This window comes from Pseudomonas sp. SB113, assembly GCF_040754745.1.
GTDB classification, from domain to species: Bacteria; Pseudomonadota; Gammaproteobacteria; order Pseudomonadales; family Pseudomonadaceae; genus Aquipseudomonas; species Aquipseudomonas grimontii.
This window is the reverse complement of the sequence record NZ_JBFMHW010000203.1, coordinates 1-432: the sequence shown is the minus strand read 5'-3', so window position 1 is coordinate 432 and position 432 is coordinate 1. Positions and strand designations below refer to the sequence as shown.

Genomic DNA, 432 nt, shown 5'->3' with positions numbered 1-432 from the left:
ACATCGCGTGGCACGCGGCGTCTTCGGAAACCGTATCGATGGAAAGATGCTGGTTCATGCTCTGCTGTTACACCAGACGGGGTAGAAGGTCGATTGGTGTGTTGAGGGAACCAAAACGAAAAAGGCCGCCCCGAAAGGCGGCCTGATCCAAATTCCGTAAAACCGAATTAGCGCGAATAGAATTCGACGACGAGGTTCGGTTCCATCTGAACCGCGAAAGGAACATCAGCAAGGTTAGGAATGCGAGCATAGGTCGCAACCATCTTGTTGTGATCCACTTCGAGGTAGTCAGGCACGTCGCGTTCTGCGAGGCCGACTGCTTCGAGAACGATCGTGAGCTGCTTCGACTTCTCACGAACCTCGATCACGTCGCCAGCCTTCACACGGTACGAACCGATGTTCACGCGGCGGCCGTTGACGTTGACATGGCCG

Annotated in this window: 1 protein-coding gene; it reads right to left on the bottom strand. The window is 55.1% G+C overall.

The features are described 5' to 3' along the window. Nucleotides 1-167: 167 nt before the first annotated feature. The coding region (locus AB1462_RS32170; protein WP_367249161.1) for a S4 domain-containing protein at nucleotides 168-432 on the bottom strand (265 nt) is incomplete at its 5' end.